Below are 21,415 nucleotides of genomic sequence, written 5' to 3'. Positions count from 1 at the left end.
CCGGCAGTGAGCACCTCTCGGGAAAGGAAGCACCATGCACCACCTCCACACCGCACTGACCTGGCTCCGGCTCGGGGTCAGTGCCCCGCGGGTCCGTGACGAGCGCGGCGACGTGCCCGGGTGGGTCCTCGTCACCGTGATGACCGCCGGGCTCGTGATGGCGATCTGGGGCGTGGCCCAGGGCCAGCTCAGCTCGATGCTGTCGAGCGCGCTCGGCTCCGTGAAGTAGGTGCCCGTGCTGCGCCGCCGCTCCGAGGACGGCGCGGCGGTCGTCGACATCGTGCTGGTCATGCTCGTGCTGGTGCCCGTCGTGCTCGGCATCCTGCAGGTGGCACTGGTGCTGTTCGTCCGCAACACGCTGGCCTCGGCGGCATCCGAGGGCGCCCGGCTCGCGGCGACCCGCGACCGCGGTCCGGCCGACGGCGCCGCGCTGACCCGCGCGCAGATCGACGGTGCGGCGTCGGGGAGGTTCGCGCGGGACGTCTCCGCACGGCAGACCGGTGACACCGTCGAGGTCACCGTGCACGCGCGGGTGCCGGCGCTGGGGCTCGGTGGGCCGGCGATCGAGCTGACCGTCACCGGCCACGCCGTCGAGGAGCCGCCGTGAGGCCGGCTCGGGGCCGGCTACGCCAGCTCGCGGTCGAGCCGGACGAACGACGCCGTCCAGCCGACCTGGTGGCCGCCGTCGGCGCCGGTCTCCTCGTGGGCGAGCACCAGCCGGGTGCCGTCGCTCTCCTCGGTGATCACGACGGTGACCGTGGTCGGGCGGTCGTCGTCGTGCTCCCAGTCGAAGGTGAAGACCAGCCGGCTCACCGGCTCGACCTCGACGTAGGTGCCGCCCACCACCCAGTCGCCCATCTCTACCCGCCAGGCTCCGCCGGGCCGGACGTCGAGCTCGCAGGTCGTGGGCAGGTCGGGGTTGGGGCAGAACCACCGGGCCATCAGGCCGGGGTCGGTGAAGTGCGCGTAGACGCGCTCGGGCGAGGCCGAGTAGGTCCGGTCGAGGGTGAAGCCGAGGTCGGGCACGGTCATGAGGCATCGCTTTCGAGAGAGGAGTCGAGCCGGTCGATGGCCTGGGTCCAGAACGTGCGCCGGTCGGTGAGCCAGCCCTCGAGCTCGGCCAGCGGCTCGGGCCGGAGGCGGCAGGTGACCACCCGGCCCTGCTTGCGCCGCTCCACCCAGCCGGCCTCCTCCAGCACCCCGACGTGCTTGCGGACGGCCGTGAGGGTCATGGCGTACGGCGCCGCGAGCTCCGACAGGCTGGCCGGCCCCCGGGAGAGCCGCTCGACGAGCCCGGCGCGGGTCGGGTCGCCGAGGGCGGCGCAGAGCGCGGGGACGGTCACCGGGAAAGTGAACCATTTGGTTCAGTGTCGGAGCAAGAGGTGAGGCGGGACGAGCGGGGGAGCGCGCTCGTCGAGCTGACCTGGCTCGGCGTCCTGCTGCTGGTGCCGATGCTCTGGATCGTGCTCAGCGTCTCCCAGGTGCAGCAGGGCGCCTTCGGCGTCAGCAGCGCGGCCCGCGCGGCCGGCCGGGCCTACGCGCTCGCCCCGACCGACGCGCTGGGCCGGGCACGGGCCGAGCAGGCCGCGCGGCAGGCGCTCGCCGACCAGGGCCTGGCCGACGCCCCGCTCACGGTGACCGTCACGTGCACGCCGTACCCCCACGACTGCCACCAGGGTACCTCGGTCATCACCGTCCGGGTCGCGACCCGGGTCGACCTCCCGCTGCTGCCCGACGCGCTCGGCGGTGGCGCGCCGAGCTTCGCGCTCGACGCCTCGCACACGGTGCCGGTCGGGCAGTACCATGAGCTCGGCGATGCGTCCCGCTAGGAGACGCCGCGACGAGCGCGGCCAGGCCACGGTGCTCATCGTCGGGTTCGCCGTCGTGCTCGCGATGGTCGCGGCGCTCGTCGTGGACGCCTCGGCCGCCTACCTGCAGCGCCAGGGCCTCGACACCCTCGCCGACGGCGCCGCTCTGCGCGGCGCCGACCTCGGCGCCACCGGTGCGGACGTCTACGAGGGCGGCGTCCCGCCCGACACGCTCGCCCTCACGCCTGGCCAGGCCAGGCTGGCGGTCGGCGAGTATTTGCGCAACACGGGCGCCTACGCGCGCTACCCCGGGCTGTCCTACACGGTCCGGATCGACGGCGACCGGGTTGTGGTCGCCCTGCACGCCCCGCTCGACCTGCCGCTGTCGATCCCGGGCTCCCCGGAGCGGGCCACCATCGGTGCCGATGGGTCGGCCTCCGTGGGCGTCGACGACTGAGGTCTACTCGGGCGTGCACTCGCCGTCGGTCTCGTACGCCGGCCCGGTGCACACGGTGAGCTCGGTGGGCAGGTCGACCCGGTACTGCTCACCGTCGACGGTGTAGGTGATCCGGATCGCCGTGCGAGTGTGCTTGCCCTCATCGACCACCTTCAGCCCGAGTAGGAGCTCCCACCCCATGGGCTCGTCCGTCTCGTTGCCGATCGTCGCGCCCTCGGCCGGCACGACGGTCGCCGGGTCGAACTGGGTGGCCTTTGTCGGCGGCCAGTCGAAGATGAACTGCTCGAGGGCAGAGCGACGTGGCGGTGGCGCGATCCCGGCCCCCAGGAACTCCATACCGTCGTCACCGACGAGCTCGACCTTGTCGATGGTGGCTTCGTATTCGCCCGAGAGCCTCAGCACCTGCACGCCATCCGTGACCACCTTTCCGACAGGCAGCGTGATCGAGGAGCCCTGGGGGTTGCCGACCACCATGGGACCCGGGTACAGGTCCGTTTCGGCCGAGGTGTCGTCGTTGCACCCGGACAGGATCAGAGGTGTTGCGAGGGCCACGGCCAGTGCGGCCCTCGCAACAACGGGGGTCAGGAGCACTTAGGTCTGAACCTCTTCCACGTACTGCGACTGGTCGAGCGGAGCACCGTACCCGCAGATGGAGAAGCGCAAAACCCTGCTTCTTCGTGTAGTCGGACCTGATCATGTCCGAGCTCGACGTCTCCACTGTCGTCTTCTGGGTGTCAAGGCCTGCGAACCCGAGCAGCTCCTGCTGACCGAGGTCATGAAGGGCACCGAGACGCCGGTGCTGGTGCTCGGCGACCTCAACGACGGCCAGCACAGCAACACCATCAACATCCTCACCGAGCAGCCCAACTACCTGGTGGGGGAGTCGCAGGGCGGCGCCGACATCGGGCTCTACACCGCCCAGACGCTGCAGGAGTACCGCGACACCCGCGACGTCTACTACACCCACGTCCACCAGGACCTGCGCGAGTCGCTCGACCACGTGCTGGTCAGCGAGCAGTTCTACGACCACAGCCGCCGGCGGCAGTGGCTCTTCGACGGGCTCGGCATCAGCAACGACCACCTCAACGACGACGACCACCGCGCCACCGGCACCGGCGACCACGGCGTCGTCAAGGTCGGGTTCCGCTGGAAGCCGTTCGCAGGCTGACCACTCGATCTAACCTCGTAGGCATGCGCCGACCCGCCGCTCTCCTCGCCAGCCTCGCCCTGCTCGCCGCCGCAGGGGCGACCGCGCCCGCACAGGCCCAGGACCACGCCCAGGCGAGGAGCAGCGCCGGCAAGTACGCCCGCCAGGCGTTCGCGGCGACCAACGCCAACCGGACCCACGAGGGTCTCAAGGCGCTCAAGCCCCAGGACTGCGTCAAGCGCGCGGCCGTCCGGCAGGCCAAGGCGATGGCGCAGCAGGAGCGGATGTTCCACCAGGACCTCGGCGCCGTGCTGCGCGCGTGCAAGCTCAGCACCGCGGGAGAGAACGTCGCAGCCGGCTTCCCCAGCGGCCGGTCGGTCGTTAACGACGGTTGGATGAACTCCGAGGGCCACCGCGCCAACATCCTCAACCCGTCGTTCCGCCTGATGGGGATCGGCGCCCGCAAGGGTCACGACGGCCGGTGGTACGTCGCGCAGGTCTTCGGCCGCACGGCCTGACCAACCCCGCAGACGGGACCGGCCCCGCCTCCGGAGGAGACGGGGCCGGCCACTCGATCACTGAGTCTGGTGCAGCTCAGCTCAGCGGTGGTGGTGCTTCTTCTTCTTCTTCTTCTTCTTGACCTTCACCTTGACGGTCGTCTGGCTCGCAGTCACCTCAGCCGAACCCAGGTACTTCACGGTCAGCGTGTGCTTCCCGCTCTTGAGGTTCTTCTTGACGTGGATCTTCACCGTGCCACCCACGAGGGTGCCGGTGCCGATCAGCTTCGAGCCGTCGAAGACCTGGACGGTGCCGGTGGGCGTGACCCCCGCCGCCGTCACGGTCGCCGTGACGTCGAAGTCCTGCTTGAACTTGACCTTCTTCGGCGCGGACGCCGTCGTGGTCGACGCCACCTGCGTGGGCGGAGCCGCGACCACCGTGGCGGTCACGTTGGCCGTGCCGGCGTTGTAGTCCGCGTTGCCGGCGTACGACGCCGTCAGGGCGTGCGTCCCGACCGGCAGCGTCGCAGGCAGGTTGATGGTCGCGCTGCCCGCGCTGAGCGTGCCGGTGCCGAGCGTGGTGCTGCCCTCCTTGACGGTGACGTTCCCGGTGGCGACACCGGCGGTGCCGGTCACGTTGACGACGACGGTGCTCGGCGACCCGAAGGTCGACGGCTCCGGCATGTGCACACCGGTGACCGTCGGGTTGGCCTTGATGCTCCACGCGAGGTCGATCGACCCGGTGTCGCCGTCGTAGCCGTCTGCCGAGATCCGGTAGGTCGTGCCCGCCGTGACGGGGGTGACCACCTTGCTGGTGTAGATCGCGTTCGGGTTGTCCTCGTCGTCGTTCTCTGCGACGAGCGTCAGCGCGTTGACCGCCGTGCCGGTGAAGACACCGAGCACCGTGTCGTAGTCGCTGCCGTCCATCGTGAGCGTCGCGGTGCCGCTGACCGACGGCGTCCACGTGTACCAGACCGAGGCGCCACCGTGACCGACGACCTCGGGCTCGCCCGGCTCGAGCGTGGCGTTGTCGTTGGTGCCGGTGGTGTTGCCCGAGTTGCCGGTGAGCGCCACCGCGTCGGCGAAGTCGTCGTTGGCGGGGGGCTCGGGCACGGGGGACGGGTCACCGAGGTGGCTGACGTCCACGTGCATGGTCGACGCGCAGGAGTTCTCGTCGACGTGCAGGTCCAGGTTCGACGGGGTGCCGTCGTGGAACTTGGTGTTCGGCGTCGACGAGTTGTCGAAGTCGTGGTTGCCGGTCGTGCCGGGCCACGGGTCACCCGCGTCGCCGCGGTTGGCGCCGTTCTCGAGGTCCTCGTCGCCGTCGGCCTGCATGACCTTGACCAGCGGGTCGGTCTCGTCGGAGTTGGCGCCGTTGCTCGGGGTCACGGTCTCGTCGATGCGGTAGATGACGATGCCGCAGCCCGGGGTGGACACGTCGTAGCCCTGCTGGGTGCGGTTCTCCAGCATGAAGTACTCACCCGTGCCGCGGTGCTCCCCGAAGAGCCAGTCGGTGCCGCCGGGGTTGGGCCCGAGCAGCAGGCTCTGGTGTGCCTCGACTGCGAGGTTGTCGGACACGGTGGCGACGGTCGGCATGACCCAGCCCTGGTAGTAGAGCGCCCACGCGTCGGGGTACGACGGGGAGTCGCCCGGCTCCGCACCGGGACCGGTTGACTCGCCCCACGAGCCGCTGCCCATCAGGCTCCACTCGCCGGTGCCCTCACCGGACTGGTCGGTGTCGTAGAGGTCGGGCCAGTTGATGTCGTGGCCGAACTCGTGGGCCATGATGCCCATCGTCGCCTTGTGGCCGGGGTCGTCACCCGCGTTGCAGTGCCACTCGCCGAAGGTCGTGTAGCCGGAGTTGCCGATGGTCTTGCCGTCGACGGTCGGCGCGGTGATGCCGGCGGACTCCAGGTCCCACTCGTGGCCCCAGATGCTCTTGCCGCACTCGTCGCCGCCGTAGGAGGTCTCGAAGCCCGCGCCGATGATCGTCACGTGCAGCTCGTCGGTGGTGATCTCACCGTCGGGGGCCTGGCCGTTGGTGCCGTCGAACGACGCGTAGTCGACGCAGCTCTCGGTGGCCTTGATCGCGTCGGCGATGTACTGCTCGGTGGCGCTGCCGTCGACCCCGGTGTTGGGGTGGTTCATCGGCAGCTGGATCCAGTTGGTCACACCGTCGTTGGGCGTGCCGCAGCTCTCGGTCGCGGGCTTGACGCCGAAGCTGCCCTGGCTGGCCTCGTCGTAGAAGTCGTCGACGCTGCCGGTGGCACCGAAGTAGTGGTTGGCCCAGTCGGCCTCGGTCGAGCCGGAGGCGTGGTGCTGGACGTCCTGGAACTCGACGAGGATCACCAGCTCCTTGTCGTTGCCGGTGCCGCCCATCGGCGCCTTCGACGGCGTCGGCTTGGCGGACGGCGCCGGGACGAGGCCCCTGGCGGCCGCCGGGGGCGTGCCCTTGCCGGCGACGACGCTCGACGCCTTGAGCTTGCCCGAGCGGGTCAGGCCGGCGGCGTAGCGCCAGACACCGTCGCCGCCCTTGACGACGCTGTAGTTGCCCTTGACGGTCGCGGTGCCGTGAGCGAGGTGGTCGCCGAAGTCGCGGACCCGCAGCGACGAGCCGTCGGGCTGCGTCACGGTGTAGGGAGCCGGGTTGACCGGCGCGCCGGCGTACCCGAACTTGCTCGGGCTGGCGGCGGCCGCGGCGGCCGCGGGGGCCGCCGTCGTCGGCGTGGACGTGAGCGCGAGCCCGGCGAGTGCCAGGGCCGCGGTAGCGACCCCTGACAGCGCGGCGCGCGAGCGCTTCCTGGATGAGTTCCTTAGTGGCATGAGCGCACCCTAAGCCTTGTCGTGATCGGCCCGGCAAGCCTCCTCAAGGGTGTTTCTCAGGAAAGCCTGCCGACAACCTGACTGCGAGGTGCACGCCGTCCGGGCGCCGCGGCAACGGCGGGGAGCGGGCCGGGTCTGCCGCACGAGCCCGTCGCACGAATCGGTGCGCCGTGGCTCCCCGCAGTAACGTTGCCCCTCGTGGCAGGACCCGAGTTCGACACCGAGATCAAGCAGCTCAGAGCGACCATGAGCACCATCGAGCAGGTGCTCGACCTCGACGCGATGCGCCGCGAGATCGACGAGCTCGGCGTCCAGGTCGCCGCTCCGGACCTCTGGGACGACCAGGAGAACGCCACCCGCGTCACCGGTCGTCTCTCGGCGCTGCAGGGTGAGGTCGACCGAGTCACCGCCCTCGCCGGCCGCCTCGACGACCTCGAGATCATGGTCGAGCTCGGCCAGGAGGAGGGGGACGACTCCACGCTCGCCGAGGCGGAGACGGAGCTGGCCAAGATCAGGAAGAGCGTCGAGGCGCTCGAGGTCCGCACGCTCCTCTCGGGCGAGTACGACGTGCGCGACGCGCTGGTCACGATCCGCTCCGGCGCCGGCGGGGTCGACGCGGCCGACTTCGCGGAGATGCTGATGCGGATGTACACCCGCTGGGCCGAGCAGCACGGCTACCCGGTCGAGGTCTTCGACACCTCCTACGCCGAGGAGGCCGGGCTCAAGTCGGCGACGTTCGCGATCCACGCGCCGTACGCCTACGGCACCCTCTCGGTCGAGGCCGGCACCCATCGGCTGGTCCGGATCAGCCCGTTCGACAACCAGGGCCGCCGTCAGACCAGCTTCGCCGCCGTCGAGGTGGTGCCGCTGCTCGAGCAGACCGACGACATCGAGATCCCCGACGAGGAGGTCCGGGTCGACGTCTACCGGTCCTCAGGCCCCGGCGGGCAGTCGGTCAACACCACCGACTCGGCGGTCCGGCTCACCCACATCCCGACCGGCATCGTCGTCAGCTGCCAGAACGAGAAGAGCCAGCTGCAGAACAAGGCCAGCGCGATGGTGATCCTCAAGGCCAAGCTGCTCGCGCTGAAGAAGGCCGAGGAGGCCGCGCAGCTCAAGGAGCTCAAGGGCGACGTGGCCGCCAGCTGGGGCGACCAGATGCGCAACTACGTCCTCAACCCCTACCAGATCGTCAAGGACCTGCGGACCGGCTACGAGGTCGGCAACCCGAGCTCGGTCTTCGACGGCGACCTCGACGGGTTCCTCGAGGCCGGCATCCGGTGGCGCCGCGGCGCGGAGCGCGCGGCCGAGAACTGAGCCCAGCTCTCGACCGCACGCCTCAGGCGCTCCGCCTCAGCGAGCCCTGACCGCCTTCGACAGCGCTTGCGGGCTCGCGCCCACCGCGTTGAGGGCCACCACGGCGAACCTGTACTTGCCCGACTTCAGCTTCTTGGCGACGTACGACGTCACGCCGGCGGCCACGTTCGCCGTCCGCACGACCTTGCCGTTCTTGGCCTTGAGCACGGTCACGCGGTAGCCCGTGATCGGCGTCCCGCCCGTGCTCGCCGGCGCGGCCCACGCCACCGAGGCGGTCTTCTTGCCGCCCTTCTTGCCCTTCGCGACCTTGATGACGGCCGGAGCTCCGGGCGCCGAGACCGGCGGCGGGGGCGGCAGGATCGCGCAACCGGTGGCCGCGAGGGTGTAGGAGCCGATGCTGGCGTAGTCGGTGTAGCCGGTGGCGCCGGTGCCGATCCCGACCCCGTCGACCCGGGCGTAGTAGACGCCGGTGGGCACGCTGGTCGAGATCGCGGCGTCGAGGCCGCTCGCGGTCTCGGTGTCGACCATCGTCGCGGCGGGGTCGGCGGACGTCTGCACGGCGCCGCCCGCCGTGAGGAGGTCGAGCTTGATGTCGAGGTTCGGGCTCAGCGGCCAGGGCGTGGCGGTCACCGTCACCGGTCCCGAGCAGGTGCCGAGGAGGTAGGTGTCGGTGTCGGTGCGGGTGGTGATGCGCGCCGGCGCCGCCGTCGGCAGGACGACGCCGGCCCCGGGGATGGTGCCGTCGTTCTCGTCGGCGCGGTACGGCGCCTTCCCCGCGATGAGCGAGACGTCGTCCTGGCTGGTGTTGTTGGCGCTGGCGTACTCGCCCTTGCTCCACTGCACGACGGGCTTGTAGTAGCCGACACCCATGATCGGCGCCCACTGGGCGTGGCCGCAGTAGTAGCCCGTCACGGTCGCGCACTTCGGCAGCACCGACTGCGCGGAGGCGGTCGTGACGCCGTCGTGCTGCAGGCTGAAGTTGTGGCCGACCTCGTGGGCGACCGCCTCGGCGATGTTCTTGGGGTTCTGGCTCAGCGACTGCGGGAAGACCCACGCCGGCTGGTGCGACGAGCCGTCAGGCTCGGTCTGCCCGAAGACGTTGATGTAGGCCACCCCGCCGCAGGACGGCACCGGGGTGCCGCAGATCGCGCCCTCGGCGACCGTGCTGGGCGTGACGAGCGCGCGGGTGCCGTAGGCCTGATCGCTGGCGTTGGTCCGCAGCAGGCCGGCCTCGCCCGGGTCCTCGGTGGTGACGTCGACGCCGAAGGGTGCGTAGTCCTCCGACACCCGCTGCCAGATCGTCTGGATGCTCTCCTTCTCACCGTCGGTGAACGCCTCGCCGTTGCCGTCGGGGTCCCACGCCGGGTAGGAGCCGTTGGGCAAGGCGTAGTTCGTGTTCCACCGGGTGCCGGAGACGGTGGTGCCGTCGAAGTCGATGAACAGCTTCTTGGTCGAGGCCGGGTTGCTGTGCAGCAGGAACGTCTGGTCGAGGGGGAACGGCGGCGCGTCGGCGCTGTCGTAGGCGTCGGGCTCGTCGCCGAGCGCGGTCACCTCCTTGTAGAACACCCGGCCGTCGCGGTCGACCCAGGCGGTCGGATCCGTGGCCAGCACCTCGCGCAGCTGCGGCGGCGTCCAGTCGCTGAGGGCGGCTGCCTCGTCGAGCCGGTCGCCGAGCAGCTCGATCGCCTGCTGGCCGTGGGCGGAGTGGGGGAGGGATGGCGCGCCGCCGCCGTCGTCGTCCGCGGTGGCCGAAGCGGCGCCGGCGCAGAGGGCGCCGAGCACGAGGACGGTCAGGGTCAGGGCCCGAGTTCTCATGCGCACACCCAACCCTGTCGCTCACGCTGATGCCACAGCCCGAACGGATCACCCGCCGCCCGAGCTCAGCCGACCGCCGCCTCCAGCACCCCGACGCACCAGCGGCCCGCCACGTCGGCGAGGTCCACGCCGGCGTCCGCCTGCCGCTCGACCTCGCAGACCAGCCACGCGTCGCCGAACAGCCCGCGGTACGACGCGCGCACCCGGCCGTCCTTGGTGCAGGTCAGGGCCAGGCCCGGCGAGCCGAACGCCGGTCCGGCCCCGGCCTGGCAGCTCGCCGCCTTGCCCGCGGCCCGGACCAGCCGGTCGGCGGTCGTGGCGTCGACCGGCGGGGCGAACACCCACGCCTGGGCGAGTGCGCCGTCCGCCGCGGTGTAGCGGCAGCCGAACTCGTGGGCGACGTCCTCCGTGCCGCTGCCGAGGTCGACGGTGTCGCCGTTCGCCCACGACGACGAGTCGGCGGCCTCGCCGCCCAGCGCGGCGGTGACCTGCCGGTCGTCGACCGCGTCGCAGAAGGAGTCCCGCGCGACCACGGCACCGGCCGTGTCGTAGTCGGCCAGCGCGGTGGTGCTGAAGGTCTCCTTGGCCGGACTCGGCGGCGGCTCCTCGTCGTCGTGTCCGAGCGCCAGCACGCCCCCGCCCACGACGGCCGCGGTCACCACTCCGGCGAGGACGAGGTAGCCGAAGGGGAGCCGCATGCGGAAGAGCGTAGGGCGGTGCGAGGATGCCCCGGATGGGCGCACCTCGCGAGATCCACGCCGTGGCCGCCGGGCAGCTCGAGGCTCGCCCCGGCCTCGACGCGCTCGTCGGCGGTGGTGGGCTCAGCCCCGACCGGAGGCGGGCCTTCGCGCTCCGGCTCGACCGCTACTGGCCCGACCTCGAGGCCGCGGTCGCCGAGCTCCACCCCGATCCGCAGGTCGCGGACGGCCTGCTGGCCCGGCTGGTGCGGGCCGCCGCGACGGCGTACGCCGAACGGCCTGCCGACCTCCACGAGCTCGACCAGCACCGGCTGCTCACGCCCGACTGGCTCCAGCAACCGGGCATGTTCGGCTACGCGTGCTACGCCGACCGGTTCGCCGGCGACCTGCGGGGCGTGGCCGAGCGGCTCGACCACCTCGAGGAGCTGGGGGTCACCTACCTCCACCTGATGCCGCTGCTCGCCCCGCGCGAGGGCGACAACGACGGCGGCTACGCCGTCCGCGACTACCGCGCCGTCCGGGACGACCTCGGCACGACCGAGGACCTCCGCGACCTGGCGACCACGCTGCGCGGCCGCGGCATCAGCCTGGTCGTCGACCTCGTGCTCAACCACGTCGCGCGCGAGCACGAGTGGGCGGCGCGGGCCCGCGCGGGCGAGGCGGCGTACCGCGACTACTTCCACGTCTTCCCCGACCGCGACCTGCCCGACGCCTACGAGCGGACCCTGCCCGAGGTGTTCCCCGACTTCGCGCCCGGCAGCTTCACGTGGGACGACGAGCTGGCGGGGTGGGTCTGGACGACGTTCAACGAGTGGCAGTGGGACCTCAACTGGGCCAACCCCGCGGTGCTCGCCGAGCTCGCCGAGGTCATCCTGTGGCTGGCGAACCTCGGCGTGGAGGTGCTCCGGCTCGACGCCATCGCCTTCCTGTGGAAGCGGATGGGCACCAGCTGCCAGAACCAGCCCGAGGTCCACGCCATCACCCAGGCGCTGCACGCGCTGACCCGGATGGCGGCGCCGGCCGTGGCCTTCAAGGCCGAGGCGATCGTCGGGCCGCGCGACCTGGTGCAGTACCTCGGCACCGGCCGCCACGCCGGCCGGGTCAGCGACCTCGCCTACCACAACAGCCTGATGGTGCAGATCTGGTCGATGCTCGCGACCGGCAACACGATCCTGGCCCGGCAGGCCTTCCATGCGCTGCCGCCGACGCCGGGCACCGGCACCTGGGTCACCTACGTGCGCTGCCACGACGACATCGGCTGGGCGATCGACGACTCCGACGCCCACGCGGCCGGCGTCACCGGGCCGGGCCACCGGCACTTCCTCGCCGACTGGTACGCCGGCACCTTCCCCGGCTCGTGGGCCGAGGGGCTGGTCTTCCAGGCCAACGCCGAGACGGGCGACCGGCGGATCAGCGGCACGGCCGCCTCGCTGGCGGGGCACGAGGAGGCGCGGATCCTGCTCGCGCACGCGATCGCCGCGGGCTGGGGCGGCATCCCGGTGATCTGGAGCGGCGACGAGCTCGCCCAGCCCAACAACCCCGGCTGGGCCGACGAGGCGGGCCACGCGGACGACAACCGCTGGGCGCACCGGCCGAGGCTCGACTGGGGCCTCGCATCCGCTCGCGACGACCGGTCGACCCTGGCAGGGCGGGTCTTCTCGGGGCTGGCGCACCTCGCCCGGGTGCGGGCCGGCCTCCCGCAGCTGCACGCCTCTGCCGACACCATCGTGCTCCCGGACACCGACGACGGCGTCCTGGCCGTGGTGCGCCGGCACGCGAGCGGTCCGATGGTCGGCCTCTACAACGTCTCCGCCGAGCGGCGCCCGTTCCACCTGCACCGGCTCCGGGCCGAGGGCCTCGCCGCGCCGTACGACGCCCTCTCCGGCCAGGTCCTCGAGGCCGGCGGCGACGGCGTGCTCTGGCTCCCGGCGTACGCCGCCTGGTGGGTCGTGGATCGTTGAATCCGGACTTCCGCCGGTCGAGTCGGTGGTTTTGCCGGTCGATTCGCCCGACTCGACCGGCGGAAGTCCGGATTCAACGCCCCGCCCCGTAATGTCGACCCACGTGATTCGGTTCGAGAAGGTCAGCAAGGCCTACCCGGGCACGGCCAAGCCTGCGCTAGACCAGGTGAGCATCGACATTGAGAAGGGCGAGTTCGTCTTCCTCGTGGGCCAGTCGGGCTCCGGCAAGTCGACCGCGCTGCGGCTGGTGCTCCGCGAGACCCGCTCGACCGGCGGCCGCGTGCACGTCGCGGGCAAGGACCTCAACCGGCTCGCCGGCTGGAAGGTGCCGCGGCTGCGCCGCCAGATCGGCACCGTCTTCCAGGACTTCCGGCTGCTGCCCAACAAGACCGTGTCGGAGAACGTCGCGTTCGCGCTGCAGGTGATCGGCAAGTCGCGCGCCGAGATCAAGAAGGTCGTGCCGCAGACGCTCGAGCTCGTCGGCCTCGACGGCAAGGGCGAGCGGATGCCGCACGAGCTCTCCGGCGGTGAGCAGCAGCGGGTCGCGATCGCGCGCGCCTTTGTCAACCGGCCGATGATCCTCATCGCCGACGAGCCGACCGGCAACCTCGACCCGACCACCTCGGCCGGGATCATGAAGCTGCTCGACCGCATCAACCGCACCGGCACCACCGTGCTGATGGCGACCCACGACGTCCACGTGGTCGACCAGCTCCGCAAGCGGGTCATCGAGCTCGACCACGGCCGCGTCGTCCGCGACGACGCGCAGGGCGCCTACGGCGCGGCGGGCTGAGGGCCGATGCAGTTCCGCTACGTCTTCTCCGAGCTCCGCTCGGGCCTGCGCCGCAACCTGTCTATGCACATTGCCGTGGTGCTGACGCTGTTCGTGTCGATGACGCTGCTCGGCCTCGGCGTGCTGATGAAGCAGCAGTCCGACATCGCGACGCGCTTCCTCGGCGACCAGCTCCAGGTCACGGTCTACCTCTGCCGTGACGGCGACACCAACCCGGCCTGCGCCGCCCGCGCCACCGACGAGCAGAAGCAGCGCGTGGTCGAGGCCATGGAGGGCAACCCCGAGGTCGCGTCGTACACCTTCGAGTCGCAGGAGGAGGCGTTCGAGAAGGTCAAGGAGCTCTACGGCGCCGACCAGTTCGACGGCGACAACCCCGCGCTCACGGCGGCCGACATGCCGGAGTCCTACTGGATCACGCTCAAGGACCCGAAGGAGTTCCAGGGCATCGAGAGCGAGGTCCAGGGGCTCGACGGCGTGAGCCAGATCCGCGACGTGCACGAGACCCTGAAACCGATCTACGAGTGGCTCGACGCGCTCAAGTACGGCTCGTGGGGGATCGCCGTCTTCCTGCTGGTCGCGGCGCTGCTGCTGGTCGCCAACACGATCCGGCTCGCGGCGTTCGCGCGGCGCAAGGAGATCGCGATCATGCGGCTGGTCGGCGCCTCGACGCTCTACATCGCGCTGCCGTTCCTGATGGAGGCGGTGGTCACCGCGGTCATCGGTGTGGCCCTGGCCGGCGGCACGCTCGGGGCGTTCATGTGGTTCGGCGTGCACGAGCGGATCGCCGACTCGGTGAAGTTCATGCCGTGGATCGGGGCGCAGGAGTACACCACCGCGCTCGTCGTCATCGCGATCCTCGGCCCAGCGCTCACACTGCTGCCGACACTCCTACTGACGCGCAAATACCTCAAAGTCTGACCTCGGGCCCTTACCGTCGGGGACGACCGATCAGTTACTTCCCCGACTGTTAGGCACGACGTGCGCTACTTCCCCGGCGCCGCCAACCGTCCTGCGTTGGCGACCCTCCTGATCGCGGCGACCCTCGGACTCGGCGTACCCGCCGCCCAGGCGCACCGCGACGGCGACCTCGAGGACCGCCAGCATCAGGTCCACCAGCAGGTCCAGCAGGCGCAGGCCGACGTGGAGGACGCCAGCAAGGCGATCACCCGGGCCAAGGCCGAGCTCGCCGACGCCGAGGCGCAGCTCGCCGCCGCGCAGGCGGACTTCGCGGACAAGCAGGCGCGGGCCGCCGACGCGCTCTCGCAGCTCCAGACCGCCGAGGCGCAGGACGCCGCGATGCGCGCCGCCCTCGAGACCGCGCAGGCCAACCTCGCGCAGGCCAAGGCCGACGTCGTCGCGGGGCAGGCGGCGCTCGACGCGCAGCAGGTCCGGGTCAAGGACACCGTCGTGGCCTTCTACCAGCAGGGCTCGCCCGAGCTGATGGCGTGGACGGGCTACCTCGACGCGCAGACCCCGGCCGACCTGATCCGCAAGATGGAGTACGCCGACACGCTCGTCGAGGACCAGAGTGCGGTGTTCGACCAGCTGCACGCCGCCGAGCTCCAGCTGCGCGCGCAGAAGGAGGAGGTGAAGGCCGCCGAGGCCGCGGCCGACGAGCAGGCCGACCTCGCCGCCCAGCAGCTTGCCAACACCCAGCGCCTCAAGAACGAGGCCGACCAAGCCGCCAACGACGCGCTGCTCGCCCAGGACCAGGTGACGCTCACCGTCGCCGCCCGCGAGAAGGCGCAGCGGCACGCCGAGCGGGCCAAGGCGCGCGACGAGGCCGAGCTGGCGAAGCTCAAGAAGCAAGAGCGCCACATCAAGCAGCTGATCATCGCCGCGGCGGCCGCCGACCACAGCACGGGCTTCGTCGGCAGCGACGACGGGTTCCTGCTCGCGCCGGTCAACGGCTCGGTCACCTCGCCGTTCGGCTACCGGGTGCACCCGATCTACGGCTACTGGGGCCTCCACGACGGCACCGACTTCGGCGTCTCCTGCGGCGAAGGCATGCGCGCCGCCGCGGCCGGCAAGGTGATCTCGCGCTACTACTCCTCGGTCTACGGCAACCGGCTCTACCTCGACGTCGGCAAGGTCAACGGCCACAACCTCACCGTCGTCTACAACCACGCGACCTCGTACCGCGTCGGCGTCGGCGACCGGGTCGCGCGCGGCGACATCGTGGGCTACGTCGGCTCCACGGGCTGGTCCACCGGCTGCCACCTGCACTTCACGGTGCTGCAGGACGGCACCGCGGTGGACCCGATGAAGTACCTGTAGGCGCAGGACCTCGGGCCCTGCCCGTCGCCGTTCGGGCGCCCTACCGTCGAAGCGTGACGAGGCCCGTCCCGCGCTGCCCGATCCGCATCGGTGACGCGTGCTCCCTGTGCCTGCCGGGCGTCACCGGCCCCGAGGACTGCGGGCTGGTCTGGCTGGTGATGCAGGACCCCAACCTGCGCGATCGGCTGGCCGAGCTGCGCCGCGAGGCCGCGCTCACGAAGTGACGGACCTCAGGCGGAGACGGCGGGCACCCCGTAAGCGAGTTGCGCTCATTGACAGAATGGCGGGATGGCCAGGGAGCAGGGGCGCAAGGTCGTCGCGCAGAACCGCAAGGCGCGGCACGACTACGCCGTCGAGGACACCTACGAGGCCGGCCTCGTGCTCCAGGGCACCGAGGTGAAGTCGCTGCGGGAGGGCCGGGCCTCGCTGGTCGACGGGTTCGTCGACATCGACCGCGGCGAGGCGTGGCTGCACAACGTGCACATCCCGGAGTACTCCCAGGGCACCTGGACCAACCACTCCGCCCGCCGCAAGCGCAAGCTGCTGCTCAACCGCGACGAGATCGACAAGATCGAGCGGAAGGTCAGCGAGAAGGGGTTCACGATCGTGCCCCTGTCGCTCTACTTCCTCAACGGCCGAGCCAAGGTCGAGATCGCGCTCGCGAAGGGCAAGAAGACCTGGGACAAGCGGCACGCCCTGGCCGAGCGCCAGGCCAACCGCGAGACCGAGCAGGCTGTCGGCCGCCGGCTCAAGGGGATCGACTGAGCCTCGAGGCGCCGGATCGCTCCGACGACGTCGCGCCGGTCCGCGCGTTCTGGGAGGGGCTCGGGCTGCCCGGGCTGTTCGACGTGCACGTGCACTTCCTGCCGCCCAACATCCAGAAGGCGGTCTGGAACGTCTTCGACACCGCTGGCCCCAAGATCGGCCGCGAGTGGCCGATCCGCTACCGCCAGCCCCACGAGGAGCGCGTCGAGCTGCTGCGCGCGATGGGCGTGCGCCGCTTCTCGACGCTGCCCTACGCGCACAAGCCCGGCGTGGCGGCGTACCTCAACGACTGGTCGCGCGCCTTCGCCGCCGACGTCCCCGAGGTGATCTGGTCGGCGACGTTCTTCCCCGAGGAGGGCGTCGCGGCGTACGTCGGCGAGCTGGTCGAGGCCGGGGTCGAGCTGTTCAAGCTGCACCTGCAGGTGGGGGAGTTCCACCTCGACGACCCGCTGCTCGACGACGTCTGGGGGCCGCTCGAGGACGCCGGCGTCCCGATCCTGGTGCACGCGGGCTCGGGGCCGGTCGGCAACGACTTCACCGGGCCGGACTCGATGCAGCGGCTGCTCGAGCGCCACCCGAGGCTGCCGATCATCGTCGCCCACATGGGTGCGCCGGAGGTGGTGCGCTTCCTGCGGCTGGCGGAGGAGCACGAGCACGTGCGGCTCGACACCACGATGGTGTTCACCGACTTCTTCGGCATGCCCTACCCCGCCTGGCTGGTGCCGCGTCTGGTCGACCTGCAGCCCAAGATCCTGCTCGGCACCGACTTCCCGACGATCCCGTACCCCTACGCCCACCAGCTCGAGGGCCTCGCCCGCCTCGACCTGGGCGACGACTGGCTGCGGGCGGTCTGCTGGGAGAACGGCGCCGGGCTGTTCGGCGCCGAGCGCTCCGTCCGGCCCTGAGTGGCCCCGGAGGGAATCTCGGGGGCGGGTAGTCGGTTGCACCCCGTAGACTCACCGGTGGTTGAGAAGGTCGCGCTGCGACCGTCTCGAAGCCAACAACTCAAGAGGGGCTGATCGGTTTCGACTTGGGACGTTAGTTCCAGGAGAAGCGGGTCGAGGAGCCAGCGACATCTCGTAAACGACCGCTGGAAAACACAACTGCCAACGCTAAGCGCAGTTCCTTCGCTCTCGCCGCCTGAGCGGTGATCGAAGCGTCAGACCGGGCATCCGTCTCCGTCCCGGACCCTGGCGTCATCTAGGAGACTTGCTGTTCACCCCCAGTCAGGAGGGGTGACCGGGACTCAAACCTGACTGAGTCCGTCGGCGACGTGTCTGTGCGAGCGCCGGGGCTGAGAAGACGCCATCACAGACTGCACCCGGAGAAGACCTGGTTCGACGCTCGAGGACGCGGGTTCGATTCCCGCCAGCTCCACCACGGGGTGTTCGCACAATTCGCGGCACCCTGTTCGCACAATTCGTGGCCGACGCCTTGGCGCCGGCCACGAATTGTTCCGGCGCCCGGTGTCGTGGCGCGCTGCGGGCGGCATGGGGGTCTGAGTGAACTCAGAATCCGTTAGCGAGCCCCTGCGCTGGTTCGCATAGAGCACCTTGCGACCTCATTGCACTCGTCGACCTCTCGCGGGCCTGTCCCAGACCCGCCTCAACTTGATCGGCGGCACGCTGATCACTGGACGCTAAGCACGACAGCGGCGCGCTCATCAGGCCACATGGATCGAGTGTCGGCCTAGACCGCCGGACTCCAGCTGACGACCGCTCCGGTGTCGAGGCTACAGGCGAGAGATCGAAAGGCCGGCGGCGTTTCTCGAAGGCGAATCGCTGTCGGCAACTGCGGCCCGATATCGGGTCCGGGCCGGGTCGCAGAGTGCCAGTCGATGTCGACGGCCTCGTCCTCTAGGACCTCACCGATGTTGTTGACGACTCCGAACGCGACATCTGCGCCGCTCAAGAGATCGACCCACTCGGCGCGCGTTCTGCTGAGGAAGATCACCTCCAACGCCCGATGGACCTTCTGTGCGTCACTGTGGCGGAGGGAGGTCAGGTGATCAGCTCCGAGGGCGACGCACAGGTTTCCCCACAGGGACTCCTCAAGGCACGCCACGGTCAGATGCCGACCGCATTTGGTCTCATAAATGCGGTACGCGGGGTCGTTCCCGGTGCTGACGGAGCGATGGTTGATCTCGCCGTCTGTCAGTGACTCCAAGAGTTGGGAGCCTATGAGGCCGACAGCACTTCCGAGCAGACTCACATCTATCTGCTGACCCTGTCCCGTTCGCTGCTTGTGCACATAGGCCGCTAGCACGCCGATGGCCATGTTCAAACCTGCGGCGACGTCCGCTATCGGGAATCCGAGCTGCCGCGGACGTTCGCCCCTACCTGCGAGGTCGAGGAGTCCGGCGATCCCCGCGATGTTCAGATCGTGGCTGGGACGCTCGCGCATGATCCCGTCCGACCCGTAGCCCGTGATCGATCCATAGATGACGGACGGGTTGACGCGTCGGCATGCGGCGTAGTCGATACCAAGCCGGGCTGCTACTCCCGGCCGAAACCCCTCAAGCACGACATCCGCGTCAGCTATGAGATCCAAGACCACACTGAGCTGGGCTGGGTCCTTCAGGTCTTTGACGATCGACCTCTTGTTCCGGCCGACCCAAGCGTGCAAGGCGCTGTCTTCCCCGAACCTCGCAGCAAGCTGTCGCGAGGGATCGCCACCCGGTCGCTCGACGTGGACTACGTCGGCACCGAAGTCGGCCAAGATCATGCTGGCCAGCGGCCCGGGCAAGAGGCTCGTGAGATCGACTACGCGCATGCCTGCCAAAGCAGCTGGATCGACGTGATCGGGAACTGTCACGAGTGCTTCACCGGCGCGACCATGGGGTTGGTAGTGATGACAGCATCCGCCGCGACTAGGCGGCCTTCGGCGGTCTCGAGCAGGGGGTTGACTTCCACCTCGACGATCTCGGGAAGAGCCGCAAGCAAGGTCACGAGCCTCATTGCGGCCTCGGCCAAGGCGTGCAGGGCCTGCGTTGCACCCGGCTCGTCCTGCTGCGCGGGGAAACGCTCTGCTAGTAGGGCGGCGAGCTCGTGTGCGGAATCAGCGCCGAAGACGATCAGAGGCTCCAGCTCCTCCACGCGGGTGCCGCCCCGACCGACCGTGAGCACTGTGCCGAACTCAGCGTTTCGTGAAGCCCCGACGAACCACTCTCGTTCAGCGGACACCATGCTCTCCACCAGCACTTCAGAGCCGCTACCCAAGGAGGATGCGAGGACCGAGAGTTCTGAGATCGCATCACCAAGCTTTGAGGGATCGGTGAGATTCAGGCGTACGGCCCCGACTCTCGCCTTGTGCAAGAGGTGTCGATCAAGGATCTTTGCCACGACCGGAAAGGTGATGCCGTGGAGGCGAAGGCTGTCGCGCTCCAAGTCACCCATGCGGAGTGCGCCTGGTGTCTCGGTGGACACGACGACGCTCGGTGGGATGGGGATGCCCAGCGCCGAGAGCACGCGCTTGCCCTCTGCTTCGTTCAGGTAGTAGGGACCATCAACAGCAGGAAGCGATCCGAGACCTGCGGCTCGGATCGCCTGCTCCTGAGCGCCATCCAGTAGTCGCGTTGGGAACCCATGCGTCAGTGACCTCTGGAGGTGGGCTCGCCAATCGAGCCAGTGGCGGGCGCTGGCGAATGCGGACCGGAACGACTTGAACACGCTCACATGGGGTGCATCCTTGAGGAGCCTCAGGCCAGGGCCCTCGGTCCAGTCGCTCAGCCACACGACACCGATTCCTGCAGTGTCGTCACCAAGGTGGGTGGCCGCGTACTCCGCCATCGCGTGTGCCCGCGGCTCCGACGTCGTCTCGGCCGCGAGGGTGACGGCGGTCAAGACGAGTCCAGTACCTGGGTCAGTTGCAAGAGCGTCCAGACACTCCGTGAAGATCTGCGTTGGAGCCTCAGCGCCCATGTCCACTGGATTGCCGGCACGGGCGAACGTCGGCAGAGCGAGATTCAAGGTCCTCAGCGTCGAATCCTGGAGTTCACCGAGCTCGACCTGCGCGGCATGGGCTTCATCAGCCGCAAGGATGGCCGCTCCTCCCGAGCCTGACAGCACGGCAACTTGACCGAGGGCACGCGGCTCAGCCTTGACGAAGAGGGACGCCGTTGGCACCAATTCGTCAAAGTGATCGACGACGACCAGTCCCGCCTGCGCGCAGGCTTCACGAAGGAGTGTGTCGCCCCCCATGAGTGCGCCGGTGTGAGACTGAGCCACCTGCTGACCCTTCGGAGATCCACCGAGCTTGTGCACCAGGACTGGCTTCCGTACTGCCGCCGCTGCACGGCCCAACTGCCAGAGGCGCTCGGGGTTCTTCAGACCCTCGAGGATCATGACGACGCAGCGCGTCGCGGGGTCCGCCAGCATGAGGTGCGCAAGGTCGAGGACGTCGACGTCGACGGCGTTGCCCGTCGCCGCCCAATGGGAGAAACCAACGCCTTCGTAGGCCGCTTGGCCGAGCAGATACCCCAGTCCTCCGCTTTGCGAGACGATGCCGACGTGCCCCTCAACCAGGTCACCTCCGAACGCACGGGTGAAGTGCAACTCCATGCCGGTGCTTGAGTTGATGGCCCCGAGACAGTTGGGGCCGAGGATCCGCATTCCATCGGCTACCAATCGCGCCAAACCCCGCTCAGCCTCGATGCCGTCCGCAGTTCCAGTCTCACCGAAGCCTGATGAGTGCACCACCGCATGCGACACGCCGACGGCGCGTGCTTCGGAGAGAGCGTCGAGGACACCGTCGCGGGGGATGCAGACGCAGACCAGGTCGAGTGGGAACGGCGAGTGCGCCAAGCTCCCGATACAGGGAACGCCGTGAACCTCGTCGCCTGCGTAGCGAGGATTCACTGCGACTAGCTGGACCCCTCTGGCACGCGTTGCGTTGCGCAGCAGCTTTCCTCCCAGGGCATCATCGCGAGGTGATGCCCCGACCACCGCGACGGCTCTTGGCGTCAGGAAAGGCTTCAGCTCCTGAGGGGAGTAGAGGTTGCGGGACAAGAGGAGCTCCTTCACAGGTGTGTCTCTTTGCCGGCGCCGCCGGCTCGCTCG

General features: G+C 69.9%; 22 protein-coding genes and 1 other RNA gene. 15 read left to right on the top strand and 8 right to left on the bottom strand.

The annotated features are described in order from the left end of the window. The first annotated feature begins 34 nt into the window (after positions 1-34). Together G514_RS0117135 and G514_RS0117130 are read left to right on the top strand one after the other, a co-directional pair. Complete coding sequence (locus G514_RS0117135) at positions 35-229, top strand: hypothetical protein (RefSeq protein WP_028652755.1); 195 nt, start codon at positions 35-37, stop codon at positions 227-229. Continuing rightward, positions 230-607, top strand: coding sequence for a TadE/TadG family type IV pilus assembly protein (locus tag G514_RS0117130; protein WP_245582248.1), 378 nt, complete (start codon positions 230-232; stop codon positions 605-607). 17 nt (positions 608-624) lie between these two features. Here G514_RS0117130 and G514_RS27390 read toward each other — a convergent pair whose 3' ends face one another. After that, entirely contained in the window at positions 625-1,032 is a 408-nt protein-coding gene (locus G514_RS27390; protein WP_051247614.1) for an SRPBCC family protein, read from the bottom strand. After that, entirely contained in the window at positions 1,029-1,343 is a 315-nt protein-coding gene (locus tag G514_RS0117120; RefSeq protein ID WP_028652753.1) for an ArsR/SmtB family transcription factor, read from the bottom strand. Before G514_RS0117120 ends, G514_RS27390 begins: the two co-directional genes overlap by 4 nt. A 39-nt stretch (positions 1,344-1,382) precedes the next feature. Between G514_RS0117120 and G514_RS0117115 the strand changes: the two genes are divergently transcribed. Both G514_RS0117115 and G514_RS0117110 read left to right on the top strand, forming a co-directional pair. Then, entirely contained in the window at positions 1,383-1,829 is a 447-nt protein-coding gene (locus tag G514_RS0117115; RefSeq protein WP_245582247.1) for a hypothetical protein, read from the top strand. Then, the gene (locus G514_RS0117110) at positions 1,816-2,265 is read left to right on the top strand and encodes a Tad domain-containing protein (RefSeq protein ID WP_028652751.1); all 450 of its coding nucleotides are present in this window, start codon (positions 1,816-1,818) and stop codon (positions 2,263-2,265) included. Before G514_RS0117115 ends, G514_RS0117110 begins: the two co-directional genes overlap by 14 nt. A 3-nt stretch (positions 2,266-2,268) precedes the next feature. Here G514_RS0117110 and G514_RS0117105 read toward each other — a convergent pair whose 3' ends face one another. After that, the gene (locus G514_RS0117105; RefSeq protein WP_028652750.1) at positions 2,269-2,739 is read right to left on the bottom strand and encodes a hypothetical protein; all 471 of its coding nucleotides are present in this window, start codon (positions 2,737-2,739) and stop codon (positions 2,269-2,271) included. A gap of 175 nt (positions 2,740-2,914) precedes the next feature. Here G514_RS0117105 and G514_RS0117100 point away from each other — a divergent pair, with 175 nt between their 5' ends. Next, complete coding sequence (locus G514_RS0117100) at positions 2,915-3,433, top strand: endonuclease/exonuclease/phosphatase family protein (RefSeq protein ID WP_342662593.1); 519 nt, start codon at positions 2,915-2,917, stop codon at positions 3,431-3,433. Between the two features lie 23 nt (positions 3,434-3,456). Further along, positions 3,457-3,930 (top strand): CAP domain-containing protein, encoded by a 474-nt coding sequence (locus G514_RS29415; RefSeq protein ID WP_051247613.1) that lies wholly within the window; start codon positions 3,457-3,459, stop codon positions 3,928-3,930. Positions 3,931-4,011: 81 nt separating this feature from the next. Here G514_RS29415 and G514_RS0117090 read toward each other — a convergent pair whose 3' ends face one another. Then, positions 4,012-6,732, bottom strand: a complete 2,721-nt coding sequence (locus G514_RS0117090; RefSeq protein ID WP_084152177.1) for a M6 family metalloprotease domain-containing protein — start codon at positions 6,730-6,732, stop codon at positions 4,012-4,014. A gap of 198 nt (positions 6,733-6,930) precedes the next feature. On the opposite strand from G514_RS0117090, the gene prfB reads away from it, so the two are divergent. Continuing rightward, the gene (prfB, locus tag G514_RS0117080; RefSeq protein WP_028652746.1) at positions 6,931-8,049 is read left to right on the top strand and encodes a peptide chain release factor 2; all 1,119 of its coding nucleotides are present in this window, start codon (positions 6,931-6,933) and stop codon (positions 8,047-8,049) included. A 36-nt stretch (positions 8,050-8,085) separates the two neighbouring features. On the opposite strand, the gene G514_RS27380 is transcribed toward prfB, so the two are convergent. Together G514_RS27380 and G514_RS0117070 are read right to left on the bottom strand one after the other, a co-directional pair. Next, positions 8,086-9,864 (bottom strand): fibronectin type III domain-containing protein, encoded by a 1,779-nt coding sequence (locus G514_RS27380; protein WP_084152176.1) that lies wholly within the window; start codon positions 9,862-9,864, stop codon positions 8,086-8,088. Between the two features lie 65 nt (positions 9,865-9,929). Beyond that, a complete protein-coding gene (locus tag G514_RS0117070) occupies positions 9,930-10,562 on the bottom strand; it encodes a hypothetical protein (protein ID WP_028652745.1) in 633 nt (210 codons plus the stop codon). A 26-nt stretch (positions 10,563-10,588) separates the two neighbouring features. Between G514_RS0117070 and G514_RS0117065 the strand changes: the two genes are divergently transcribed. The 8 genes from G514_RS0117065 (at position 10,589) to ssrA (ending at position 17,738) form a co-directional block, all read left to right on the top strand. After that, positions 10,589-12,523, top strand: coding sequence for an alpha-amylase family protein (locus G514_RS0117065; RefSeq protein WP_084152175.1), 1,935 nt, complete (start codon positions 10,589-10,591; stop codon positions 12,521-12,523). Between the two features lie 103 nt (positions 12,524-12,626). After that, positions 12,627-13,316 (top strand): cell division ATP-binding protein FtsE, encoded by a 690-nt coding sequence (gene ftsE, locus G514_RS0117060; protein WP_028652743.1) that lies wholly within the window; start codon positions 12,627-12,629, stop codon positions 13,314-13,316. A 6-nt stretch (positions 13,317-13,322) separates the two neighbouring features. After that, positions 13,323-14,234 carry a permease-like cell division protein FtsX gene (gene ftsX / locus G514_RS0117055; RefSeq protein WP_028652742.1) on the top strand — a complete coding sequence of 304 codons (912 nt, stop codon included), beginning with the start codon at positions 13,323-13,325 and terminating at the stop codon, positions 14,232-14,234. Between the two features lie 96 nt (positions 14,235-14,330). Then, positions 14,331-15,593: a M23 family metallopeptidase gene (locus G514_RS0117050; RefSeq protein ID WP_157544922.1), complete on the top strand. Its 1,263-nt coding sequence runs from the start codon at positions 14,331-14,333 to the stop codon at positions 15,591-15,593. 53 nt (positions 15,594-15,646) lie between these two features. Next, positions 15,647-15,817 carry a DUF6767 domain-containing protein gene (locus G514_RS30745; RefSeq protein ID WP_169576479.1) on the top strand — a complete coding sequence of 57 codons (171 nt, stop codon included), beginning with the start codon at positions 15,647-15,649 and terminating at the stop codon, positions 15,815-15,817. Between the two features lie 64 nt (positions 15,818-15,881). Further along, positions 15,882-16,358, top strand: coding sequence for an SsrA-binding protein SmpB (gene smpB / locus G514_RS0117040; RefSeq protein ID WP_028652740.1), 477 nt, complete (start codon positions 15,882-15,884; stop codon positions 16,356-16,358). Positions 16,359-16,441: 83 nt separating this feature from the next. Next, positions 16,442-17,263 (top strand): amidohydrolase family protein, encoded by an 822-nt coding sequence (locus G514_RS0117035; protein ID WP_342662592.1) that lies wholly within the window; start codon positions 16,442-16,444, stop codon positions 17,261-17,263. Positions 17,264-17,369: 106 nt separating this feature from the next. Further along, positions 17,370-17,738: a transfer-messenger RNA gene (gene ssrA, locus G514_RS29940) on the top strand. Between the two features lie 309 nt (positions 17,739-18,047). On the opposite strand, the gene G514_RS27375 is transcribed toward ssrA, so the two are convergent. Then, positions 18,048-19,130: a CaiB/BaiF CoA transferase family protein gene (locus tag G514_RS27375; RefSeq protein ID WP_051247609.1), complete on the bottom strand. Its 1,083-nt coding sequence runs from the start codon at positions 19,128-19,130 to the stop codon at positions 18,048-18,050. Between the two features lie 38 nt (positions 19,131-19,168). Next, positions 19,169-21,379, bottom strand: coding sequence for an acetate--CoA ligase family protein (locus G514_RS0117025; RefSeq protein WP_084152174.1), 2,211 nt, complete (start codon positions 21,377-21,379; stop codon positions 19,169-19,171). Between the last annotated feature and the right edge of the window lie 36 nt (positions 21,380-21,415).

Source organism: Nocardioides halotolerans DSM 19273, assembly GCF_000422805.1.
GTDB lineage: Bacteria > Actinomycetota > Actinomycetes > Propionibacteriales > Nocardioidaceae > Nocardioides > Nocardioides halotolerans.
The sequence above is the reverse complement of the archived record's forward strand: the minus strand, read 5'-3'. Positions and strand labels throughout refer to the sequence as shown.